This is a genomic window from Nisaea sp., assembly GCF_039990255.1.
Classification (GTDB): Bacteria; Pseudomonadota; Alphaproteobacteria; order Thalassobaculales; family Thalassobaculaceae; genus Nisaea.
Map to the genome: position 1 here is coordinate 397506 of NZ_JBDXGG010000018.1, position 21718 is coordinate 419223.

The window sequence follows — 21718 nt, forward strand, 5'->3', positions numbered from 1 at the left end:
TACGCACGTTCTGTGGTTTCAGGGTAACAGCTCCCGGCGTCAGAAAGTCTCTTTCCAGGGCCTGAGTTCGACTTCCCAGGCCCAGCTCGAGCGGTGTTGGCGGTGGAAATGCAGGTAGCTTTCGGCGATCGCGTCCGGATCTAGCAGTCTGTCTTCTCCGAGAGCTTCGCGCTGATCGTTTGAGGCCCGGATACCGCCATCGATCACGAAATGACCGATATGAACATTCTGCGGATGCAGCTCACGGGCCATGGATTGTGCAAGGCCTCGCAGCCCGAACTTGCCCATGGCAAAGGGCGCGGATTGTGGATAGCCCTTCACCCCGGCCGACGAGCCGGTGAGCAGAATTGTGCCATGACCGGTTTTCAGCATGCGTCGTGCCGCTTGCTGAGCTACCAGGAAGGCCCCGTGGCAGGTCACTGTCGTGGCGGCGAGGACTTCATCCGGATCGAGCTCGATAATCGGTCCGCGCGCCCGCTTCGAGGCATTGAAGACGACAATGTCTGGACTGCCGAGTGCGTCATCCATCCAATCGAACATGTCAGCGACGCTTGTCTTGTCGGAGACATCGCAGGCTTGGGTGAGGGCGCCGGTCTCCGACGCCAGTTCGCTCAGCTTGTCCGTATTGCGGGCGGCCAGGGCGACCTTCATGCCGTTTGTTGAGAAGAGGCGGGCGAGGGAGGCGCTCAGGCCAGCACCGGCTCCCACGATCAGGGCAGTTTCGCTCATGGTCCGTCCAAATGGTTCGGGCGGTGCCGGGCAGGATCGCCGCTACCGCTTCGGTCGCGACGGTCCCGGCCTGATCACCGGCCAGGGTTCTGGAAATTCACCGACCGGAACCTCGATCAGGGTCGGACGCCCGGAGGCGAAACCTTCCTCGATCTTTTTCTTCAGCTCGGTCGGTGTGGTTGCGCGCAAGCCTAACGCACCGCAGCTTTCGGCGAGCTTCACGAAATCGGGATTTGTGAACTCGCTGCCGATAACCCGGTTGTCATAGAGCTCTTTCTGCATCCGCATCACATTGCCATAGGCGCCGTCGGCGAAGACCACGGCGACAACATTGATGCCGTGATGTACGGCGGTCGCCAGCTCCGGCATGGTGTACATGAAGCCGCCATCGCCATTGATCGACAGCACCTGCTTGTCCGGGTGCGCAACCTGCACGCCAAGCGCGGTGGCATACCCGTATCCGAGCGTGCCCTGATAGCCGGGCGAGACCAGAGTGCGTGGGCCGTAGGTCGGAAAGCCTACGCGGGAGGCGTAGGCGACCTGGGTAAACTCATCGACCAGGAAGCCGTCTTCGGGCAAAGCGGTGCGAATGGCCGCCAGCCACTCCATCTGCGGGCCGATTTTGGCTTCAAACTGCGCCTGGAACTCCGCTTTCAGGGTCTCCATCTCGTCGGTGCGTGATGGCCGTGCCCGGTTATGCGCCGGTATCTTGTCGAGCAATGCACGCGCCGCATCCGTCGCGTCGGCGACAATGCCGACATCGGGCTTGCCGACGCGGGTCAGCTCGACCGGGTCTATATCGACGTGGATGATGGAGAGCTGTTCATCCATGCCCCATGTCATGCGCTCGTGCTGCAGGCGGCAGCCGATGGAAATAACCACGTCCGCATCGCCCCAGAGCCGGTTACCCGCCGGATGGTGCAGGGAGAGTGGATGCCGGTCGTCCAGCACACCCTTGCCGTTCATGTAGGAAACCACAGGCGCCTGAAGCATTTCCGCCAACGCGCGGATTTCTTCGGCCGCTTCATAGGCACCGCCGCCGACGAATATCATCGGGTTGCTGGCCTCGCCAAGCATCCTTGCCGCTTCTACAATCTTGTCCGGATCGGGCTCGGGTGGCTCCGGGGGCACGGTCGGTGTGATCGGACTGACGGGCGCTTCCAAGTGTAACTGGTCGAGCGGCATTTCGATGCCGACGGGGCGAGGGCGCCCGCTCCAAAGTTCCCGGAAGGCCTGATCCATGACGGCGGGGACCTCTGACGGATGATTGATCCGGTGGGACCATTTCGTCAGTCGCTCCATCTGACCGAGCTGATCTGGGATCTCGTGTAACATGCCCAGGCCGCGACCGATGGTGTTGCTCGGGATCTGCCCGGTAAGAGCAAGGACGCGGGCATTGCATCCGTAGGCGGTGGAGAGCGCGGCGAAAGTGTTGAGAAGGCCGGGGCCGGGAACCACGGCATAAGCGCCGACCTTGCCGGTCGACTGTGCATAGCCAAACGCCATATAGGCGGTGCCCTGCTCGTGCCGGGCATTGATCACGCGGAGGCTGTTCCGGGCGTCATACAAGGCGTTGAACAGACCGTCGAGCTGGATGCCGGGCAGGCCGAACACCGTGTCGACACCGTTTTCCGTCAGGGCACGGACCAGGGCCGTGCCGCCGGTCATGGAACTGGATGCGGTCATGTTTCCTCCCTATGGCCGGTGCCGGTCTGTTGCCAACATGTATCAGCCTTATTGCGGATCAGCCTCCATTGTGGATTGCCGTCCAGATTTTTTGTGGTGTCATCGGAATATCGATGTGTTTGACACCGTATCCCGCAAGCGCATCGATCACCGCATTCATGATCGGTCCCGGCCCGCCGATGGACGGGACTTCGCCGACGCCCTTCACCCCGAGGAGGCTGTTCGGAGACGGCGTAGCCGCCCAGGCATGATCGATGAAGGGCACGTCGTCGGCGCGCGGAAAGGCGTAATCCATGAGCGATCCGGTCAACAGCTGACCGGAATCCGGATCGTAGACGCTGCCTTCCATCAGGACCTCGCCGATGGCTTGGGCGATACCGCCGGTCACCTGCCCGAAGGCGAGGGGCTCGTTCACAATCCGTCCGAGATCGTCGACACCGACGAAACGATCGACGGCAACATGGCCCGTGTCCGGATCGACCTCGACCTCGACCACATAGGCGCCGTTCGGGAAGGTCGTGTGTTTGCCTTCGAAATCCATCTCGCCGACGCAGCCACCGCGCAGGCCTGGCTCCAGCGTCTCCGCCGGAATGTCGCCCATGCGGGCCATCAGCTCTGGAAAGGAGATCGCCTTGTCCGTGCCGGCCACCTTGAAGGACCCGGCTTCGTATTCGATGTCCTGAGCTGCTGTCTCCAGGATGTGCCCGGCGAGCTTCTTGCCGTTCTCGACCATCTCGATGGCCGCGCGATGCACGGTGTTGGCAGCGATCGGCATCAGGCAGGAACCGCCGGTACCACCGCCAATCTGAAGGTCGTCGCTGTCGCCTTGCTCGACGATGACCTGCGACGGATCGATGCCAAGGGTTTCGGCCGCGACCTGTGCCAGCGTCGTCTGGTGCCCCTGGCCGGAATCCTGGGTTCCTGTGCGGACCCGGACCTTGCCATCGCCGGTTAGCTCGACCTTGCTCCGCTCGGCGGTGGACCCGCCGGTCGCGTGCACATGGATGCCGAAGCCGATGCCGCGTTTCTTGCCGGCAGCCTCGCTCGCTGTGCGACGACCCGCGTAAGTCTCATAGTCCGCCTTGGTGAGCGCTTTCCTGAAGATCTCCGGATAGTCGCCGCCATCGTAATCCTCGCCCATCGGCGTGTGGAACGGCAGGTCCGCCGGCGTCATCAGGTTCTTGGCGCGGATTTCCGCCCGATCGAACCCGTGCTTGTCGCAGGCATAGTCGATCAAGCGTTCCAGCGTGCCGGCGCTTTCCGGCTTTCCGGCGCCGCGATAGGCATCGGTCGGCGTGGCGTTTGTGAAGACGGCCTGCACCCGGTATTCGGCGGCGGTGATCTTGTAGCAACTGGTGAAGACCCGGACGGCCCCCTTGGTGACGATGGACGGGTTTACCGCATTGAGGAAGGCGCCCATATCGGCAAGCGCATCGATCCGGAAAGCGGTGATCGTGCCATCCTTTTTCAGTGCCAGCGTCGCCCGGTCGAGGCGGCCTCGGCCCGGTGCGTCGGCAACGAAGCTTTCGGTGCGATCCGCGATCCATTTCACCGGCCGTCCTGTCAGGCGGGCGGCGAGCAGGCAGAGGATTTGTTCTGGGTAGGGCCAAATTTTTACAGCGAAGCTTCCGCCGACATCGTTGGTGATGACCCGCATATGGCTTTCGTCGACACCGAGTGCTTCCGACATGGCCGCGCGCAGCATGACAACGCCCTGGCTCGGTGTGTGGAGCGTGTATTTTCCGGTCTCACCATCGAACGCACCGACACAGCCGCGCGGTTCGACCGGCGCGATTACGGCACGGGGATGGTCGACTGTCAGCTCCACCACATGATCGGCTGCTGAAATGGCTTCATCGACTTCGCTGCCATTTCCGATTCGCCAGTCGAAACTGACATTGCGCGGCGCTTTGTCCCAGAGCTTGGGAGCGTCATTGGAAACCGCATGAGCGAGATCGGTGACCGGCTCCAGATCCTCATAGCCGATGTCGACAAGTTCTGCAGCTTCGAGGGCAGCGGACACCGTTTCGGCCACGACGAAAGCAACCGGTTGGCCTGCATATTTGGCGGCATCCTTTGCGAGTGCCGGGCGTTCCGGCTCGATCATCGGTTTCCCGTCATGCCCAATCATGGGCATACGTGATCGCATCGGACCGACGCCCTCACTAGCCAGATCGTCCGCGGTCAGCACGGTCAGAACGCCCGGAACGGCTTTTGCCTCATCTACGGAAACAGAGAGAAGCCGAGCATGCGCCATGGCGGAGCGAACGACGACCGCATGTGCGGCGCCTTCCGGGAACAAATCGTCCACATAGCAGCCATGGCCGGTCAGCAGCCGGTCATCTTCGCGTCGCAACATGTTTCTTAATCTCGTAATTCGTGTCTGGACTGTCGTAATGTCACACGCAAATATACACGCGATCTAGTATTTCTATACTCCGCAATACCAGTATTTCTATGCACCGCAATAATAGGGCGTGGTTGTGAGCGAAGAGAACATCGGTGATATGACGAATGGATGATTCAAGCAAAATTTCAGCGTCGATAGATGCTCTGGGGTCGCGGTTCGATCAGGCTATGTCCGAACCGGATGCCATAAATCGTTTCCGCGACTTGCTTGATGTCGTGGAAGAAGCACGGCATCTTCAGTCTAAGGTTGGTAAGAGCCTGAAAGAACATCAGAAATCGGAGTCATTTCTGGAGACTGAGAAGCGGTTCGTGACCAAGCACGAGACCAAGCTGGACGCCCTAGCCCAGGGCTTTTTCAATTGCTATGCGGTTCCGGGAAAAGCCCGCACGGCGCTGGATCAGCTTTGTGACAGTTATGATACTCAGTATGTTCTTGATGTTGTTGGCTTAGGTGTTTGGCGGCTCTCGAAGCCCCTCGGTTTTGATCTGTTTGGAATCAAGAGCGAAGCCCGTCAACTGGCCGAGACTTTCTATGAGAAGAATCTGCACCCGGCTCTTGAGAAGGCTATCCCGGATCACGGGGATTATCTGAAACTCAAGCGTCTCAATGTGGAAGAGCGCTACGAAATAGTTTTGCACGATATCGAGACATGCCGGAAGGCGGCGGCGGCGGTCGAGGTGGCTCTGAAAAAGTATCGGGACCGGTTTGCGACCGAGGCGAAGTCAATGCCTGAGGAAGAGGTCGAAAAGCTTTCGCCAGCGGAGGCGGTCGAAAGGCTGAAAGTTCTTCCCGCAAAAATGCAGGAAGCTATTTTCGAAGCGCAGAAAGAGGCTCTTGCAGAAAAACTCCGCGATGCGCGCTAGTTCTTACGTCTGCCTTGTGTAAACTCGTGGACCTGATCCATAGGAACCTCGATCGGCAAGTCCAGTAGCATGAAGGACAGGGTCTTGCCGTGTAGATCCAGATTGAGTGTGCTGTTCACGCCGCCTTCCAGCGCATCGTCGATAACGAAATTCAATGCCGGAAGATTGGGCAGCTCATAGCGTGTCACCGCGCTCGCGCCTTTGTGGCCGAAGAGTGAGAGCACACGCTCTTCGGTAACCTGCTCCAGCACGAGGGAATAGGCTGCTTCCGTATAGGGAATGACACTGATGTTGGAGCGGTTTCCCTTATCGCCGCTGCGCCCGTGCGCAATGTCGTGCAGGCGAAGGCGGAGGGTGTCGAGAACCACGGTCATGTGCCTGCTCCGAGAAACTGAACGCTGGGCGAGAGCCTGTTCCTGTCGACCAGGATAGAGGCAGTATGAATTTGTGCTGTGATGTTACGCCGGAACCCGCCACCGCCGGCAGGGCCGGAGCAATATAGACTCAGCACCTCGTCAGAGAGATCTTCGGCAATATCTCGGGAATGGCAGGAAACGGCGGCACGGACCCGGTAATCGCCGTCCGGCGAAGCGGGTTTTGCTGCGGGATAGGGCGTGCTGCCCCCATCGAAAGTGCTTGATGTACCGATGATATCGAACCGGTACTCGGCATTGCTGCCGCGTTCGCGGGCCCGCTCGGTCAGGATTTCCCGGGCGAGTTCCGCTCGGGCCAGACTGTTCGGTCCGGCATAGCTGATTTCCGCTTCCCCGAGCCACCCGCCGTCGAAGCTGATCGTGGTCTTCAGCGTATCAGGACGGACCGTGCCGCGTGCGCCTGATACAGCGACAACGTTCTGGCTCGTTTGCTCGACAGATACTCCGGTGATATCGAGCACGACATCAGCCGTCAGATAAGCGGACGGATCATGCATCTCGTAGAGGATCTGCTCCTTGACGGTCGCGGGTGATACACAGCCACCTGTGTTATCCGCCTTGCCGACCTGGATGGCGCCGTCGCTGGAGATGGTGGCAATGGGGAAGCCGACATGGGCAAGATCCGGTACGTCCTTGAAACCGGGATCGGAGAAATAGGCGCCTGTTACTTGAGCACCGCATTCCAGTAGATGCCCGGCCAGCGTTCCGGCTGCGAGTGCATCCCAATCCTCTTCTTTCCAGCCGAACTCATGGATCAGCGGGCCGAGCACCAGCGCCGGGTCCGTGGTCCGTCCGACGACCACGATATCCGCGCCGCCAGCCAATGCTTCGGCAATAGGGCGGGCGCCAATATAGGTATTGGCGGCGACAATACCGTCGCCGATGGGCAATCCTTCGATGGTCGTGTGCGCGCGGATTTCTTTTTCATCCATTACCGTCAGCAGGTCGTCCCCTGAGACAACCGCGATACGCGGTGTGCGGCATCCGATCTCCTCGGCGATCTCCAGAATGCGCTTCGCGCCACCTGCCGGGTTAGCCGCGCCGAAATTGGAGACGATCCGGATGTTGTTCGTAAGGCATCGTTCTAGAACCGGCCGGACATAAGCTTCGAGGAAAGGTGAGTATCCGCGCTCCGGATCGCGTTGCTTTTGCTTCTGGGCCAGCGCCAGCGTGCGTTCCGCAAGCGTTTCAAAGATAAGGTATTTCGGGCCGTCACGGGTGGCGAGCGTATCAGCCACAGGACCTCCGGCATCCTTCCGGTCGCCGGCAAAGCCGGCGCCACAGCCGATATGAACAAGATTTTTGGTCATCAGTCTTTCGCTTGGCAGGATGGGGGGCAGACTGTAGCGTCTGGGGAGCGAATTTTACCAGCTCTCAAATCAACCAGTGCGGGGAGAGCGGCGATGCCGGGACGCGCAGATCGCGTCATAAAGAGTGCTGCTGCTGGTCCATTTTGCGATTTTCCCGGGCAGGGCACGGTGGTTGTTTTCGACCTTGAAATCACCGCCTGGGAAGGCTCGCTCGCGCGTAACTGGAGCGGCCCCGACGAGTTCATGGAAGTCGTCCAGATTGGGGCGGTGAAGATAGACGTCGCCATGCCGATGGCAGAACTGTCGAGCTTCGAGGCGTTGGTTACACCGGAGAAAAACCCGGTTCTCTCAAACTATTTCATCGAATTGACCGGAATCACCAATGCAGATCTGATCAGCGACGGGATCCCGTTCAAGGATGCTCTTGCCCGGTTTTTCGCTTTCGTCGGCGATGCCTGTCTCGTTGTGTCGAATGGAAGTGACTGGAGTGACCTCGTTCAGAATGCTGATTGGGCGGGTTTGGATTGGCCGTTTGAGGACGATCTTTTCGCCAACATCCGCCCTTGCCTTGCCGAGGCTTTGGGGCTGCCGGAGAGCCAGACGGTGAGTTCGACCTTGCCTCAGCATCTCGGGCACAAGGCCATGCCGGGCGCTCATACCGGGCTCGGTGATGCGCGCGCAATTGCTCTCGCGGTTCGAGATCTCAGGTCTCTCGGGCGTCTCTGAACTGGATGGGCCTGTTCGCGCTCGAAACCCTTTAACGGGCGGTCAGCAGGCGCCTACGATGATAAAGCGATGTGTATGGGATTGATTGGGGCGGATGATGAGTTCGGATGACTTCGATTTGGACGGTAGTTCCGTCAACGCGGATGAAATTGGCCGGATCGGGCTGTTTCTGGATCTGGGCGAAGAAGAGCGCGCGGCCGTCGCAGCTCTTTGCCGGAAGCGACGGTTCGCGGCAGGCGAGGTCGTTATCTCCAGACAGGGCGATGACCACGATGTCTATTTCATGCTGGAAGGCTCTGCCGACGTCCAAAATCACACGATTATCGGCGATGCGTTGAGGCTCGGTCAGCTTGGCGCCGGTGCTTACTTCGGAGAACTATCAGCACTTGATGGCGGTCCGCGGTCTGCCGAGGTTCGGACGACGGAGGATTGCATCGTTGCGGCCATGTCACCGAGTGACTTCCGCAACATGCTCTCGGAACATCCCGCAGTGCTGGTGCAGATACTGCACAATCTGGCTCAGATGATCCGCAATTCGAACCTTACGGTTCTGCAGCACGCGACCATCTGAATGCCTGTATTGGATTAAAGAGGCGCTTCAGCCTTCGTCTTCGGCAGTATCATCGTCACGGCGACCGTCTGCTGAGCGGGTGAGACGGCCCATCAGCTGCTCAAGTGCAGCATGCAAGTTGCGCACGCCCGAGCGGGACATGATCATCCGGGACACGACGGCATGCTCAACCTGGGAGCCGTCGATATTGAAACGCGTGTTCACAAGATTAATCCGAACGACACCGTCTCGCACCATAGCACCGATGACTCCGTCGACGAAAATATCCTGGCATTCCGGGGCAATTACGATGTTTGGCTGCTGTCCTGCCGCCTGACCGCCGGTGTTGGTGTTCGAAGTATCGCTCATTGAAATTCGCCCGACTTAATTTTGTGCCAAATTCGATATAATACCGATAACACGTTGCCACCGTTGGCGGAAGATCGTTAGGGCGAATCCAGGACGATTGCGTGAGGATTGCCTATTTTTCCTCTGCGGCGCAGACTCCTTGCTATTCTGACTGCCACTTTCCCCTCATGGAGAAACCCCATCCTTTCGCAGTCTTTTCTGGACTGGCGTGTCCTGCTTCTGACATCCGTTTGGGCCGGTTCTGTTGCCGGACTCTTTTTTTCCATTCCGATGCTCGATCATATCGTTGCCGGCGGCCTGTTGCTGTTCGTGCTTGGCACGCTTCCGCAGGCGCGGCTTGAGACGAAGGTGCTTGTCGGCATCGGTTCGACCGTGACGCTTATCCTGATCTTTACCATTGCCGATCCTGAAGCTGCCTGGCGCGGCCTTGAGCGCACTCTGATTTTTGCAGGACTGTTGCCAACGCTGAAGATGACGCGGGAAGTCGCCCGACTGATGCCCTCTGTGCGGAAAAGCCAGGACAGGCTGGCCGCACTTCCTGACAGCGCAGCGGATGTCGGTATAACCATCGGTGCGACGGTTTTCGGGGCGGTTCTGAACACTGGATCTTTCGCTCTTGTTTCCGCCGTAGTACCGGCCGATGCGAGCGACGACCGTCGCCGTTCGGCCGCTTGCGCTTCCATGCGGGGCATGAGCATTGCCGTGCTCTGGTCGCCTTTTTTCGTCGGGTTCGCAGTCGCTGGCACCTATTTGCCGATGGTCCAACTCTGGGAAATCATCCCCTTCGGTTTTCTCTGCGTCTGCTTAGCTATTTCCATCGCGCTTGCCATGTTCGCCCGGCCATTCAGTTTTGGGGCCGTCGGCGCTGCTCTCGCCAGTCTCCAGCCGATTGCGTCGAGGTTGGGGATTGCTGCCGGTATGGTCGTTCTGGTCGGGACTTTCACACCTCTCTCGACCCTTGGCTCTATCCTGGTGGTGATGCCGCTGCTGTGTTTGATCCAATGCGTCCGTCGGCCGGATGCATTGAGGCCGGTCCTTGAGAAAACAGCCGAGGGGATTAAAGGTCTCGGGGATGACCTTGCCCTTGTCGCCATTGCCATCGTGGTTGGCACCGTTGCGGGAGAGGCCGACTCAGTGATCGTCCATGTGGCCCCGTTGCTTGAGGGTGGATTGCCGGCGCCAGTTCTGCTGGCCATGATGATCGGCATTCAACTGGTCCCGGCCATCATTGGCATTCATCCGATCATCACCGGGACGATCTTTCTTGCCGCCCTGACCAGCCTTGATCACGGCGTTCTGCCTTTGGCGCTTTACGAAGCCATGCTGGTTGGCTGGGGGCTTGGCGCCATGGTTTCCATTGCTTCTCTGTCCGTGGTGACGGCGGGATCGATGTTCGGTGTGCCGCCAGCTCGCATCGCGATAAGCCGGAACCTTGCCTATGTAATTGTGATCTGGGCAGTGATGGTGCCGATCCTCAGTATCCTGCACTACGCCTTTATCTGAGTTTCCGGCGCATAAGGGTTATTTCGCCCTGCGGGTCATCACCAGGAAGACGGCGGAGACCACGGCAGCGAGGGCGGTATAATCGACAATTCCTGGGACGGTCCCGAAGATCAGCGCATCAGCAGCAACGCCGATCACCGGTACCATCAGTGTACCGACGGTGGAGACCACAACCGGAAGCATGTTCACGACACTGAAATAGGCCCAGTAGCAGAAGATGCCAGTAATCGTCATGTTATAGACGAGGCCAAGCGTCGGGACGAGTGTGACGGCGTCCGGCATGTTCTGATAATCCCATGCAAGCGCGATGACCGCGATCGGCAGAGCACCCAACATCTGCTGCCAGCCGGTAAGAACCGTCACCGACATGGAAAAGCGGAAATATTTTACTGCTGCAGTGCCCACGCCCCAGCTCATCGCCGCGAAAACGACCAGAACGGGGCCGAGTGGATCGCCCGACAAGGCGCGGTCGTCGCCGAAAAACAGCAAGCTCACACCGACGAGTCCCAGTCCCAATGCCAAGGCTGATCTGGCGCGCAAGGGTTCTTTGACCAGCCACGTGCCGGTCAAGGTCGCCCACAGCGGCATAGTGTATGCGAGGATTGCAGCGCGGCCGGATTCCATGAGGTCAACCCCATACAAGACTGCGATGTTCCAGATCGACATATTGAGAAGGGAGACGATGAGCAATCCCTTCCATTCGGTGCGTGGCACGCGGAGCACCTGTCCGTTTGCACGCGCCATCGCGAACAGGCCCAATCCTGCCGAGATTCCGGCGATGGCGCGGAACACAAAGGGTGGATATTCGGCTAGGGATAGCTTCATCACCGGCCAGTTGAGGCCCCAGAGCAAGGCGAGCATGGCCAGCAGAAAGATCGCAAAAGGAGGGATCTCCGCAGTTTTTTGTGGCAAGGGTTGGTTCACGGGCGAACAGCCCCTAACTCTGTGAAAAGCGTGTAAAGAGAAAGTTTGCTAACCCATTTGTTGCTTGAGTGCCAGACTTCTAAACCCCTAACATCCGCTGCGAGAGATATCGGCCGCTGCGCCCGCAACGGCCCGACGAGGAGAGACTTTATGGTAAAATTCGGCATTGGCCAGGCGATCAAGCGCGTTGAGGATCAGCGGTTACTGACTGGTCAGGGTAATTATACGGATGACGTCACGCCGGACGGCACAGCCCGTGCGTTCATCCTGCGCTCACCTTACGCTCATGCGCGAATCAAAGGGATCGACACGGCGGATGCGGAAGCAATGCCCGGTGTTATTGCCATTCTGACCAATAAACATGTGAAAGAAGACGGGCTGGGCGATCTCCCTAGTCTGGCGCCGGCGCCAAACAAGGATGGCAGTGCGCGTGCGGATACGCCGCGCCCGATCCTTGAAGGCGATACGGTCCGCCATGTAGGCACGCCCGTTGCCATGGTAATCGCGGAAACGCTGGATCAGGCACGCGATGCGGCGGAATTGATCGACGTGGATTATGAGCCGCTCCAATCCGCCACGGATACCGAAGGCGCCGCCAAACCGGGCGCCGCACAGCTCTATGATCATATACCCAACAACATCTGCTTCGATTGGCAGAAGGGCGATCTGGAAACGGCAGAGGCGGCTTTCACGCGGGCGGCAAAGGTTGTTCGGACCAAGGTCGTCAATAATCGCATCATCGTGAATTCCATGGAGCCGCGCGGCGCTATCGGCCTTTACGATGCGGAGACTGATCGCACGACGCTCTACAGCTCGACCCAGGGACCGAGCTTCATCCATCCGCTTCTCGCCGATGTCGTGCTGAAGATCGACAAGGATAAGCTGCGCTGCATCACCACCGATGTTGGCGGCGGCTTTGGCATGAAGATCTTTCTTTACCCCGAACAGTGCCTTCTTGCCTGGGCCTCCCGCCGCCTGAAAAAGGCGGTGAAATATACCCCGGAGCGTTCCGAAGCTTTCATGAGCGACACCCAGGGCCGGGACAATGTCAGCTATGTCGATGCCGCGCTCGATGAGAATGGCAAGATCATCGGCATGAAGGTCGAGACTTTCGCCAATCTTGGCGGATATCTCTCCAATATGGGGCCCTTTATCCCGACCGAGGCGGGAACTCACATGCTCTCCGGCGTTTACGATATTCCGGTGATCTATGTGAATGTGAAGGGCGTGTTGACCAACACCACGCCGGTTGATGCCTACCGTGGTGCCGGTCGGCCCGAGGCGGCCTATCTGATCGAGCGGGTGATGGATAATTGCGCGGCCGAAACCGGTCTTGGCCGGGACGAAATCCGGCGCCGTAATTACATCAAGCCGGAGCAAATGCCCTACAGCACGACGCTCGGCAACGTTTACGACACCGGCGAATTCCAGACTGTAATGGAGAAATGCATGGCGAAGGCGGACTGGAACGGTTTCGCCGCCCGTAAGGCCGTGTCCGAGAAGGCCGGCAAGATGCGCGGTATCGGTCTTGGCTATTACATCGAGAAATGCGGTGGCGGAAACCCGGAGACGGCGGATATCCGCTTCACCGAGGACAACAAGATCGAGATCTATATCGGAAACCAGTCGAACGGGCAGGGCCACGAGACCGCCTATGCCCAGGTTCTGGGCGACGTGCTTGGCATCGATGGTGAGGATATAAGGATCATCCAGGGCGATACGGACCGCACGCCTCCGGGCCTCACCGGCGGCTCCCGTGCGTTGCCGGTGGGCGGCGTCGCTGTGCTGCTCGGTGGCCGCGAGATCGTCGAAAAGGGCAAGAAAGCTGCGGCTCGGGTCATGGAAGCGGCAATCGAGGATATCGAATTCACCGACGGCACATTCACTGTTGCCGGAACCGACAAGACCATGTCGATATTCGAGGTGAACCGGGAAGCCAAAAGCGAGGAAGAGGCCGGCCTCGACACCACGTACAAACGCACGCCGGAAGCGGCGACATTCCCGAACGGTTGCCATGTCTGCGAGCTGGAGATCGACCCGGACACGGGCATAGTCGAGATCCAGAAATACACCGTGGTCGATGATTTCGGCTCGGTCATCAACCCGAATATGCTGGCGGGCCAGGTGCATGGGGGCGTCGGTCAGGGCCTGGGCCAGGCGCTTTACGAGAGCACGATCTATGACGAGGAGAGCGGCCAGCTCGTGACCGGTTCCTACATGGATTACACCCTGCCGCGCGCGGACCATGTGCCGTGGGTTGACTTCGAGACTCACAATGTCTGGTGCACGACCAACCCGCTCGGTATTAAAGGCTCGGGCGAGGCCGGTGCGATCGGTGCCCCGCCTGCGGCCATCAGCGCGGTCTGCGATGCGCTCGGCATCACCAATATCGACATGCCGGCGACGCCGGAGAAGATCTGGGCGGTGGCGAACGAGGGCAAACTCGCGGCGGCCGAATAGGTATCATTCTGAAAAGACGGTTGCGGAAACGCTGCCGTCTTTTCTTGTATGACAGTTCAAGATTTCAACAGGGGGAAGCCATGACGGCACCTATAGACTGCTACACATGGAAAACGTCGAACGGTCGCAAGATCACGGTCATGCTGGAAGAGTGCGGTATTCCGTACAATCTGCATCCGATCAATATCGGTGAGGATGACCAGTTCACGCCTGAATATATTGCCATCAACCCGAACTCGAAGATCCCTGCGATCATCGACCCGGACGGCCCGGACGGGAAGCCATACACGGTCATCGAGTCCGGCGCGATCCTGATGTATCTGGCCGAGAAGACCGGCAAGTTCATGCCGACCGAAATGGCGAAACGCTATGAGGTCATCCAGTGGCTGATGTTCCAGATGGGCGGTATCGGCCCGATCTTTGGGCAGGTGCACCACTTCAAGCGCGCCGCCAAAGAGAAAGTGCCTTATGGCATCGAGCGCTATGGCAAGGAATGCCTGCGTCTTTACGGTGTGCTGAACAGCCGCCTCGAAGGCAGGGACTATCTCGCCAACAACGAGGTTTCCATCGCCGACTTCGCGACCCTGCCCTGGGTATTCCGGCATGACTGGCAGGAAGTGGACCTTGCCCAGTTCCCGAACGTGAAGCGTTGGTACGATTCCATGATGGCGCGTCCGGCTCTGAGCCGGGGCATGGAGCTGCCTTGATCCGGCATCGTACTATTGGTTAAAAAAGCGGGGGTGTGGCGGTTTCGCCCACCCCCGTTTCTGCTTATAGTTCCGCCGCCCGTGCATTCCCGGGGAGGGACGCGGACAGTTTCAGAAGCTCACACGAGGAGATAAGGCCATGACGATCCGGCTTGGCGATACAGCGCCTGATTTCACGCAGGACTCCACGGACGGCAAGATCAATTTTTACGATTACGCGGGCGACAACTGGGTCATCCTGTTCTCCCACCCGAAGGATTTTACCCCTGTCTGCACGACAGAGCTCGGCTACATGGCGGGTCTGAAGCCGGAATTCGACAAGCGCGGTGTCAAGGTGCTCGGCCTCTCTGTCGATGGTCTCGGCGACCATGAGAAATGGGCTGACGATATCAAGCAGACCCAGGGCAATACGCTGAATTTCCCGCTGGTCGCGGACCACGACAAGACGGTTGCCGGTCTCTACGACATGATCCACCCGAACGCGAACGACACGCTGACGGTGCGCTCTGTTTTCATCATTGATGGCAACAAGAAGGTCCGCCTGATCCTGACCTACCCGGCCAGCACCGGACGGAACTTCGACGAGATCCTGCGCGTGGTCGATTCCCTGCAACTCACTGACAAGCACAAGGTGGCGACCCCGGTGAACTGGAACAGCGGTGACAAATGCATCATCGTTCCGGCGCTTTCGAACGACGATGCCAAGAAGCTGTTCCCGGGTGGCTGGGACGAACAGCGTCCGTATCTTCGTGTGGTCGATCAGCCGGGCGCGTAATCAATTGATCATTTAACTGTTTCGCGAAAGGCCGGCATTTTGCCGGCCTTTCTGCGTTTGATGCCGAGGAAGGGAATGCGGTCATGAGCGAGAAAGTGTCGGTATCGGAGGCATCCGGATTTAGAGTTGGTTTCATTGGCCTCGGCGGCATGGGGCGCGGGGCGGTGAAGAACATGCTGGCCGGAGGCGCCGCTGTTGCTGTGCATGATCTCGATCCGGAGGCGGTGGCACTGGCTGTCTCGCAGGGCGCAACTGCCGAGCCGGATCTGGCCATGATGGCAGCCAATGCTGATGTTCTTGGTATCTGTATCACTACGGCGGAGGCGGTCCAGAAACTTGCTCTCGGGCCGGGCGGCTTACTCTCCCACATGCGTGAGGGTGCAGTCTTCCTCGATCACACGACGGTATCTCCGAACCATGTGGACAAGATGCGGGAGGCTTGCGACGCGCATGGCGTCGCCTATTGCGAAGCGCCAATGACCCGGACGCCAGTCCATGCCGACCGGGGCGAGGTCAACATCCTTTTCGGCGGCACGGAGGAATTGTTGGAGCAGCTGCGACCGCTATTTTCGATGTACGCCGAAAACATTTTCCATGTAGGCCCCGCTGGTCACGCGATCCGTCTGAAGCTGATCCACAACTACATCGCTTTTGCCAATGTCGCCTCCTGGTGCGAAGGCTTCGCTCTGGCCGCCCGTGAAGGGCTCGACATGGACAAGGTGATCGGCATCATCTCGGCTGCCGGAGGCAAGTCCGGCATGATGGATCTCTATGGAGAGGCCACCCTCAAACGCGATTTCACCCCGCTGATGTCTTTGGCCAACGCGCAGAAGGATGTCCGCTACTACGCCGAATGGCTGGAGCAGGCCGGGCTGCCTGGTTTCATGGCGGAGTCGGTTCACCAGACCTATGCGCTGGCCTCGATCATGGGCTTCGAGGATGAAAGCTGCACGGCGGTGATAAAGGCCTATGAAAAGCTGACCGGCGTTGAGGCGCGTTTGCCGGTGGCTTCGGAGGAGTAGGCTCGGCTTTCTCCTTTCCTCTCAATCTAATTGTTCCTGCGCACGCGGGAACCCAGGGAAGGCATGCGCCGCCTTATGATCTTCTAGGTCCCGGCTCTCCGGCCGGGATGACAATCTTGGAGGAGGGGCGGCGCCTGAAAACAACCCGCTCACGATAGTTTTTGCTGCATGAGCAAGCACAAGGGACTAGGCCTTCCCTGTAGGGTTTTGTGCGTCTTCCAATAAGGCGGAGATGATGGGGCAGGATAAGGCATCAACGGACGGCGCGAGGGCGTTCTGGTCGCGCGGCGATGGCCGGGGCGAAATCAGGGCGGCGGCGCTCGCTGCGCCGGGGCCGGATGATGTGCTGGCGGAGACCGTCTATTCAGCGGTCAGCAAAGGCACGGAGAGCCTTGTCTTCCGGGGCGGTGTGCCGGAGTCTGAGTGGGGGCGCATGGCCTGCCCGTTCCAGGAGGGGCAGTTTCCGGGGCCGGTGAAGTACGGTTATGCCGCCGTTGCCCGTGTCGTTGGTGGCACTGCGCTGGAGCGGGGCTCCCTGATCTTCGCACTTTACCCGCATCAGACCCGTTTCGTGCTGCCTGCCGCCGCCGCTATTGCCGTGCCGGAGGGCGTCACGCCGGAGCGGGCCGTGCTTGCCGCGAATATGGAGACAGCGTTGAACGCGGTCTGGGATGCCGAAGCGGCACGCACCGGCCGGATTGCCGTCATCGGCGGCGGTATGGTCGGTTTGCTGACCGGCTATCTCGCGCATCGGTTCTGGGGGGCGGAGGTCTGGGTGTTCGATCCGGTGGAGAGCCGTGCCGCGATATGCAGCGCGCTGGGCCTCCACTTCGCGCAGCCGGGCGCGCAGCCGGAAGAATTTGGCCTGCTTTTCCATGCCAGCGCGACAGAGGGCGGATTGCGCAGGGCGCTTGATCTTTCGGCTTTCGAGGCGACCATTGTCGAGCTGAGCTGGTACGGGGACTGCGAAGTTTCCCTGCCGCTGGGTGGCGCCTTTCATTCGCAGCGCCTGACAATCAAGGCTTCCCAGGTCGGAGCCGTGGCGCCGTCCCGCCGGGAGCGGGCGCGGCATGCCGAACGTCTGGCCGAGGCGCTCAACCTGCTTGACGACCCGGCGTTGGATATTCTCATCACCGATGAGAGCCCGTTCGACTCTCTCCCAAACGTGCTGGCGGGGCTCGTCGCCGGAGCGCCTGAAACGCTCTGCCATCGCATTCGTTATTCTGACTGACCGGAGTATTTCAATGTACGCACTCACCGTTCGCGACCATGTCATGATCGCGCACAGCTTCAATTCCGAGACTTTCGGCCCAGCCCAGCGGCTGCATGGCGCGACCTATGTGATCGATGTGGAATTCCGCCGGGCGGAGCTGGACGCGGACAATCTGGTGGTCGATATCGGCGCTGCCTCGGAGCGGTTGAAGGTGGTGCTTGAGCCGCTCGGCTACCGCAATCTGGACGACCTGCCGGAATTCGCCGGAGAGAACACGACAACGGAGTTTCTTGCCCGGCATATATTCGACCGCATGGCGGGTGCGATTGCGGCCGGAGAGCTAGGCGAGGGCGCGAGAGAGCTGGCCTCGATGAAGGTGATACTGCATGAATCCCATATAGCTTGGGCCTCCTATGAGGGGATGCTGTGAGCTCTGATCCGTTCAAAAACTCGGAACCGTCCGTTCATTTCATCGTTCCGGGGCCGCTGGAAACACTGACCGGTGGGTTCATTTACGACCGGTACATGGTGGAAGGGCTGAAGGCCGCCGGGCGCCTTGGAATGGTGCATGAACTTACCGGTGATTTTCCGAGGGCGGCCCCCTACGATGTCGCGGCCGGTGCAGCGGTCCTTTCCGGGCTGCCGGACCGGGTGTGCTGTGTTATCGACGGCCTGGCCCTGACGGCTCTCGGGCAAGCTGTTCTCCAGCATGCGCCGAGGCTCGATATCGTGGCCATGATCCATCATCCTCTGGCCGACGAAACTAGCCTCAGCGAGACGGAACAGGCGGCGTTCTTCGAGGCGGAGAAAGTCGTGTTGAAGGAAGTGGCGCGGATTGTCGTTTCCAGCCGCCGGACGGCCGAACGCCTGACCGATTTCGGTGTGCATCCTTCTTCTGTCTATGTGGTTGAGCCCGGCATCGCCAATTGGGTGCGCCCAGGCACCAGTCTCGACGACGGGCCGATACGGATTCTCTCGGTGGGTACGCTAACGCGGCGGAAGGGCCACGATGTCGCGTTGCGGGCTCTTGCTGATTGCCGCGATCTCGACTGGCGGCTTGATATTGTCGGTGATGCCCGCGACGCCGCTCACGCGTCGGAGCTGACCGCGCTCGTTGGGGAGCTGGAACTGGACGAGCGCGTGTCGTTTCACGGCGAAGTTCCGGAAGACGAATTGGCGCGGATGCATGCCACGTCAGGTTTGTTTCTCTCGGCGGCGCATCATGAAGGGTTCGGCATGGCGCTCGCCGATGCAGTCGCCGCCGGTTTGCCGGTGCTGGCAACTCATGAAGGTGCAGCCTCGGCGGTTGTGTGTCAGGCGGCGCATCTGGTTCCTGCCGGCGAGGTCTCAACCCTTTCAGAAGCGCTCCGGGGGCTGCTGCAGGAGCCAGACGCCAGACAGAAGCTGGCTGCCCGTTCCCGGGCAGAAGCCGGCGGCCTCTCTGATTGGGACAGTGCTGCCGCTGCATTCCAAAGGGCCGTGGATGGGGTGATCCTGCAGTGAGCGGGTTTTCGGACGCTTGGCTCCGCGCCCGCGCGGATTGGGACGGCCCGGCCCGAAGCCGAACCGTCGAGGACGCCTTGCGGGTTTGGGCCGGTGGTCATGCTGATCGTCTGGTAATCGTCGATCTCGGGGCCGGCAACGGGAACAACCAGCGCCATCTCGCGCCGCTATTCTCACTGCCTGTCGACTGGTTGCTGGTCGACAACGATCCGGCTCTGCTTGCGGCGGCTGATAGTAGAGCGGTGCTGAAAGACGGTGACCGGCTCGCCTGCAGGACGACAGATCTGGGCTCAGAGGATTTGGAAAAGCTCATCGCCGGAGCTGATCTGGTGACGGCATCTGCTCTCTTTGACCTTGTCTCGATGCCTTGGCTCGACAGAATGCTCGATGCGCTTGAGAAACACAGCTCTGCATTGTTGGCTGTTCTCACTTACGACGGCCGGATGGAAGCGGATGTCAATGGCGGCGAGACCGAAATGGTGCGACGTCTTTTCAATCGGCATCAGCAAGGTGACAAGGGACTGGGGCCTGCGCTTGGATCGGAGGCCGCTTCGGTCCTTTCCGCCGGACTTCGGGGCAGATCGTATGACCTGTTCGAAGGGGACAGCGACTGGAGTATCAGCGTTGGTGATCCAGGTGCGGATGAACTGGTGAGCGGTTGGGTTTCCGCTGCATCCGAGATAGCTCCAGAACTGGCATCGGAGATTTCATCCTGGGGGGCGAAATTGTTGGACGCGCGTGGCAGCCATATCCGTGTCGGGCACCTTGATCATTTCGCGATACCCCGGATCAGCTGAGACGACAATCGAACAGCGTATCCTGACCGAGCGCAAATGTGCGGGCCTCGAAGCGCCGTGCCTCCGCGAGAGTCCCGATTTCTGGCAGGACGAGGCTGGGCCGACCGGAGCCGATGAGCATGGGGGCGACGGCGATATGCAGGCGATCTATCAGGCCTGCTGTCATAAAACGCGAAATTGTTTGTCCCCCGCCCTCGATCAGGATGGTGCCGAGAGAACGGGCGCGAAGCTGATCGAGTAATGCTTCAGGCGCTATTTGGCCCGACTGGTTCGTCCCGGCGAGCCTGGTGCAGTGAGGCGGCAGGCCCTCTTCGTCCCGTTCGGTAACCAGCAGAGTCTCTGCGTCCGGTTCAGAAAGCAGGGCATGCTCTCGCGGGACACGGCCGTTCGGATCGATCACAACACGCACGGGGTTAGGGCCCGGAACGCGCCGGGTCGTCAGGCGCGGGTTATCCAGCGCGGCCGTGCTGGCGCCAACAATGACCGCGTCGGCGATTGCCCGAAGGCGGTGCAGGTGGTCGAGGCTTTCGGGGCCGTTAATGTAATGGGAATGACCGTTGGCCGTTGCAATCCGGCCATCCAGGCTTTGACCGATCTGTGCGATGACGAGGGGCTGTTTCATGCAGTCCCGGGCCAGTTCACGGTAAAGCCGCCACGGCACGTCGCCGCTCTCTGGTGTGTCCGCGACGACCATACCGTTGCCCTTGCCCAGCAAGGCGAGAATGCTGGACCATTCATCGTTCATGGCGTCGCGCCAAAGGTTACGCCCTCTGTAAGCGGCCAGTCCGCAACATCGACGATCAGTTCTGCAAGCTGACCTGCATAGGCGGAGAGAAGGGTCGCGCCTTGTTCCTTCGTGGCCAGGCTGGCATTTCCTGTCGCGCCGCCCGGGTTCAGGTCCTCCGCATTCCAGGCATATCCTCCGGCACCGGAAAGGCCGAGACGTTTCGCCGTGCGGGTACGTTCCGCCGCTTTGTTCGGAAAGTTCGCGATCTTGTCCCGGCGCACCAGGTCTGGATGAAGCGCGAGCATCAGGGCGGTTTCGATCTGGCCGCCATGCAGGCCGAATGCCTGCTCTTCCTTCGCGATTAGGTCTGGCGGCAGGTCGAAGCGGAAGCTGTTCGCGCGCACGGCCAGCATGCCTACCTCTGTGCGGAGCCGTTGTGTCGCCAGGTCGACGATTTGCGGTTGGCCGCCATGGCTGTTCAGGATGATCAGCTTGCGTAGTCCGGCTGCAGCCACGGACAGGCCCGTTTCCGTCCAGGAGGCGAGCAGGGTTTCGGCTTCATGGGAAAGCGTGCCGGCAAAGCTCATATGCTCCGGGCTGAGGCCAACAGATTGTGAGGGTAGCTGGAGCAGATCGATATCCGGTGCAACGTGTTCTGCAGCGGCCGCGAGGATGCCTTCGGAGATCAGAATGTCGGTTGCCAACGGCAGATGCGGGCCATGTTGTTCGATTGCGCCGACCGGAAGTATCGCAATTGCACGTGCCGGGTCGAGCGCTGCAACATCAACGGTTGTTAGATGGCCCCACGTCTTTATTGGCATCCTTCTGATATTCCGGCTGTTTCGGTTGTGATGTTTGTCAGAACACATACTGCCGGGACTGACCTTGTCAAGTCGATGCACGGCGGCGTGATTCAGTATTCATCACGCGCATGAAATAAAAGTGCCATAATTTCAAAAAATAAAATTCAGATAATAGTTCAATCATTTGTGTTATTTAATAATTAGCGG

Annotated in this window: 20 protein-coding genes and 1 pseudogene; 12 read left to right on the forward strand and 9 right to left on the reverse strand. The window is 59.8% G+C overall.

What is annotated here, in order from left to right; translation table 11 throughout:
* Positions 1-39 precede the first annotated feature (39 nt).
* Genes ABJ076_RS12105 through ABJ076_RS12115 form a run of 3 tightly spaced genes read right to left on the reverse strand, consistent with a single transcriptional unit; the run spans position 40 to position 4774 of the window.
* A complete protein-coding gene (locus ABJ076_RS12105) occupies positions 40-729 on the reverse strand; it encodes an SDR family NAD(P)-dependent oxidoreductase (protein WP_348189529.1) in 690 nt (229 codons plus the stop codon).
* Between the two features lie 42 nt (positions 730-771).
* A complete protein-coding gene (locus ABJ076_RS12110; RefSeq protein WP_348189527.1) occupies positions 772-2415 on the reverse strand; it encodes a thiamine pyrophosphate-dependent enzyme in 1644 nt (547 codons plus the stop codon).
* A gap of 58 nt (positions 2416-2473) precedes the next feature.
* Entirely contained in the window at positions 2474-4774 is a 2301-nt protein-coding gene (locus ABJ076_RS12115; RefSeq protein WP_348189526.1) for a xanthine dehydrogenase family protein molybdopterin-binding subunit, read from the reverse strand.
* Between the two features lie 155 nt (positions 4775-4929).
* On the opposite strand from ABJ076_RS12115, the gene ABJ076_RS12120 reads away from it, so the two are divergent.
* Entirely contained in the window at positions 4930-5688 is a 759-nt protein-coding gene (locus tag ABJ076_RS12120) for a hypothetical protein (RefSeq protein WP_348189524.1), read from the forward strand.
* On the opposite strand, the gene ABJ076_RS12125 is transcribed toward ABJ076_RS12120, so the two are convergent.
* Both ABJ076_RS12125 and ABJ076_RS12130 read right to left on the reverse strand, forming a co-directional pair.
* Positions 5685-6062: a hypothetical protein gene (locus ABJ076_RS12125; protein WP_348189522.1), complete on the reverse strand. Its 378-nt coding sequence runs from the start codon at positions 6060-6062 to the stop codon at positions 5685-5687. The two genes, ABJ076_RS12120 and ABJ076_RS12125, sit on opposite strands and share 4 nt — an antisense overlap.
* Positions 6059-7432 carry an acyclic terpene utilization AtuA family protein gene (locus tag ABJ076_RS12130; RefSeq protein ID WP_348189520.1) on the reverse strand — a complete coding sequence of 458 codons (1374 nt, stop codon included), beginning with the start codon at positions 7430-7432 and terminating at the stop codon, positions 6059-6061. The genes ABJ076_RS12125 and ABJ076_RS12130 overlap by 4 nt, the downstream gene beginning before the upstream one ends.
* Positions 7433-7525: 93 nt before the next feature.
* Here ABJ076_RS12130 and ABJ076_RS12135 point away from each other — a divergent pair, with 93 nt between their 5' ends.
* Both ABJ076_RS12135 and ABJ076_RS12140 read left to right on the forward strand, forming a co-directional pair.
* Positions 7526-8158, forward strand: coding sequence for a 3'-5' exonuclease (locus tag ABJ076_RS12135; protein WP_348189518.1), 633 nt, complete (start codon positions 7526-7528; stop codon positions 8156-8158).
* Positions 8159-8255: 97 nt separating this feature from the next.
* Entirely contained in the window at positions 8256-8729 is a 474-nt protein-coding gene (locus ABJ076_RS12140) for a cyclic nucleotide-binding domain-containing protein (RefSeq protein ID WP_348198119.1), read from the forward strand.
* 27 nt (positions 8730-8756) lie between these two features.
* On the opposite strand, the gene ABJ076_RS12145 is transcribed toward ABJ076_RS12140, so the two are convergent.
* Positions 8757-9077: a hypothetical protein gene (locus tag ABJ076_RS12145; protein WP_348189513.1), complete on the reverse strand. Its 321-nt coding sequence runs from the start codon at positions 9075-9077 to the stop codon at positions 8757-8759.
* 108 nt (positions 9078-9185) lie between these two features.
* Here ABJ076_RS12145 and ABJ076_RS12150 point away from each other — a divergent pair, with 108 nt between their 5' ends.
* Positions 9186-10580 (forward strand): hypothetical protein, encoded by a 1395-nt coding sequence (locus ABJ076_RS12150; protein WP_348189511.1) that lies wholly within the window; start codon positions 9186-9188, stop codon positions 10578-10580.
* Positions 10581-10598: 18 nt separating this feature from the next.
* On the opposite strand, the gene ABJ076_RS12155 is transcribed toward ABJ076_RS12150, so the two are convergent.
* Positions 10599-11492, reverse strand: a complete 894-nt coding sequence (locus tag ABJ076_RS12155; protein ID WP_348189509.1) for a DMT family transporter — start codon at positions 11490-11492, stop codon at positions 10599-10601.
* A 162-nt stretch (positions 11493-11654) separates the two neighbouring features.
* Here ABJ076_RS12155 and ABJ076_RS12160 point away from each other — a divergent pair, with 162 nt between their 5' ends.
* The 8 genes and pseudogenes from ABJ076_RS12160 (at position 11655) to ABJ076_RS12195 (ending at position 19981) form a co-directional block, all read left to right on the forward strand.
* A complete protein-coding gene (locus ABJ076_RS12160; RefSeq protein ID WP_348189507.1) occupies positions 11655-13964 on the forward strand; it encodes a xanthine dehydrogenase family protein molybdopterin-binding subunit in 2310 nt (769 codons plus the stop codon).
* A gap of 80 nt (positions 13965-14044) precedes the next feature.
* Entirely contained in the window at positions 14045-14671 is a 627-nt protein-coding gene (locus tag ABJ076_RS12165) for a glutathione binding-like protein (RefSeq protein WP_348189505.1), read from the forward strand.
* Positions 14672-14810: 139 nt separating this feature from the next.
* Positions 14811-15446, forward strand: a complete 636-nt coding sequence (locus ABJ076_RS12170; RefSeq protein ID WP_348189503.1) for a peroxiredoxin — start codon at positions 14811-14813, stop codon at positions 15444-15446.
* A gap of 80 nt (positions 15447-15526) precedes the next feature.
* Positions 15527-16468, forward strand: a pseudogene (locus tag ABJ076_RS12175) (NAD(P)-dependent oxidoreductase); the annotation flags it as partial.
* A 235-nt stretch (positions 16469-16703) separates the two neighbouring features.
* Positions 16704-17699, forward strand: coding sequence for a zinc-binding alcohol dehydrogenase (locus ABJ076_RS12180; protein WP_348291597.1), 996 nt, complete (start codon positions 16704-16706; stop codon positions 17697-17699).
* Positions 17700-17712: 13 nt separating this feature from the next.
* Positions 17713-18111, forward strand: coding sequence for a 6-carboxytetrahydropterin synthase (locus tag ABJ076_RS12185; protein ID WP_348189499.1), 399 nt, complete (start codon positions 17713-17715; stop codon positions 18109-18111).
* Positions 18108-19184, forward strand: a complete 1077-nt coding sequence (locus ABJ076_RS12190; RefSeq protein ID WP_348199550.1) for a glycosyltransferase family 4 protein — start codon at positions 18108-18110, stop codon at positions 19182-19184. The genes ABJ076_RS12185 and ABJ076_RS12190 overlap by 4 nt, the downstream gene beginning before the upstream one ends.
* Complete coding sequence (locus tag ABJ076_RS12195; protein ID WP_348189495.1) at positions 19181-19981, forward strand: class I SAM-dependent methyltransferase; 801 nt, start codon at positions 19181-19183, stop codon at positions 19979-19981. Before ABJ076_RS12190 ends, ABJ076_RS12195 begins: the two co-directional genes overlap by 4 nt.
* Here the strand turns inward: ABJ076_RS12195 and ABJ076_RS12200 are convergent.
* The gene (locus ABJ076_RS12200; protein ID WP_348189493.1) at positions 19974-20726 is read right to left on the reverse strand and encodes a RibD family protein; all 753 of its coding nucleotides are present in this window, start codon (positions 20724-20726) and stop codon (positions 19974-19976) included. The two genes, ABJ076_RS12195 and ABJ076_RS12200, sit on opposite strands and share 8 nt — an antisense overlap.
* The gene (locus ABJ076_RS12205; protein WP_348189491.1) at positions 20723-21529 is read right to left on the reverse strand and encodes a creatininase family protein; all 807 of its coding nucleotides are present in this window, start codon (positions 21527-21529) and stop codon (positions 20723-20725) included. Before ABJ076_RS12205 ends, ABJ076_RS12200 begins: the two co-directional genes overlap by 4 nt.
* Positions 21530-21718 lie beyond the last annotated feature (189 nt).